The sequence below is a fragment of the Sphingopyxis sp. KK2 genome (assembly GCF_001990265.1).
Lineage (GTDB): Bacteria > Pseudomonadota > Alphaproteobacteria > Sphingomonadales > Sphingomonadaceae > Sphingopyxis.
In genome coordinates, this window is record NZ_LYVN01000291.1 from 1 (window position 1) to 1089 (window position 1089).

Consider the following 1089-nt stretch of genomic DNA (forward strand, 5'->3'; position numbering starts at 1 on the left):
CGTCCGCGTCCGCCCCGGCCGCCGCCGACGTCGCCGACAATTGGCGCGCGCAGCTCGGCGCCTTTTCGCAGGACGGCAATGCCCGCAACCTCTGGGCGACGCTCGAGAAGAAATATCCCGGCCTCGCCAATCGCCAGCCCTATCTGGTCAAGAGCGGCAAGCTCACCCGCCTCCAGGCCGGCAATTTCGCGACCAGGGCCGACGCCGACAAATTCTGCGCGACCGTCGGCTCGGCCAGCCAGCCGTGCGTGGTGATCAGCAGCAAATAAGACGCGATAATGCTCCCTGTGGCGAAGCCATGGGGAGGGGGACCGCTTGCGAAGCAAGTGGTGGAGGGGCCAGCAACGCTGCGTCATTGCCCCTCCGTCAGCGGCTGCGCCGCTGCCACCTCCCCATGGCTTCGCCACAGGGAGGATATCCCTACCCCATCGTCATCCCGGGCTCGACCCGGGATCCCGCTTGATCGAACTGCGACACGCGTCATCACCCGCGCCTCCCGCACACAACCAAAATAATTCCCGCCCAGTGTTGACAACGTAAACATTGCACCCCACCTGCGCCCGCACATGTTAACGTCGTAAACACTAGGCAGGAGAAACGCCATGTATCACTTCATCGTGCGCCGCAACGTCCGCAAAATCTTCGAAGGCCTCAGCCGCGGCGACTGGCAGTCGGCGCTCGCCGGCATGGCCGACCGCTTCGAACATATCTTTCCCGGCGACCACGCGCTCGGCGGCACGCGCCATACTAAAGCGGGACTCAAGGCCTGGTTCCAGCGCCTGTTCGCGGTCCATCCGGTGCTGCAGTTCGACATCAAGCATATCGCGTCGAGCGGCCGCCGTGGGACACGACCGCGGTCATCGAATGGCGCGACCGCGCGGTGATGGCCGACGGCGACACCAGCTATGTCAACGACGGCGTCCACATCATCCGCCTGCGCTGGGGCAAGATCGTCAGCCTCCACCCCTATCTCGACACCGCCCGATATGCCGCGGCGCTGCAGCGCCTCGCCGGCACCGGCTTCGCCGCAGCGGGCGCCGCGCCGATCGAGGATTGAGCGACGGACCCGGCACCGTGCTCAGCGCCGGC

The 1089-nt window shown here is 66.2% G+C and carries 3 protein-coding genes; all 3 read left to right on the forward strand.

What is annotated here, in order from left to right; translation table 11 throughout:
* Nucleotides 1–269, forward strand: a 269-nt coding sequence (locus B1A78_RS21835) for an SPOR domain-containing protein (protein WP_144037968.1), incomplete at its 5' end; no start/stop codon positions are given.
* Between the two features lie 333 nt (nucleotides 270–602).
* Nucleotides 603–884, forward strand: a complete 282-nt coding sequence (locus B1A78_RS22140; protein WP_083734425.1) for a nuclear transport factor 2 family protein — start codon at nucleotides 603–605, stop codon at nucleotides 882–884.
* Nucleotides 884–1057: a nuclear transport factor 2 family protein gene (locus B1A78_RS22905; RefSeq protein WP_179102139.1), complete on the forward strand. Its 174-nt coding sequence runs from the start codon at nucleotides 884–886 to the stop codon at nucleotides 1055–1057. The genes B1A78_RS22140 and B1A78_RS22905 overlap by 1 nt, the downstream gene beginning before the upstream one ends.
* Nucleotides 1058–1089 lie beyond the last annotated feature (32 nt).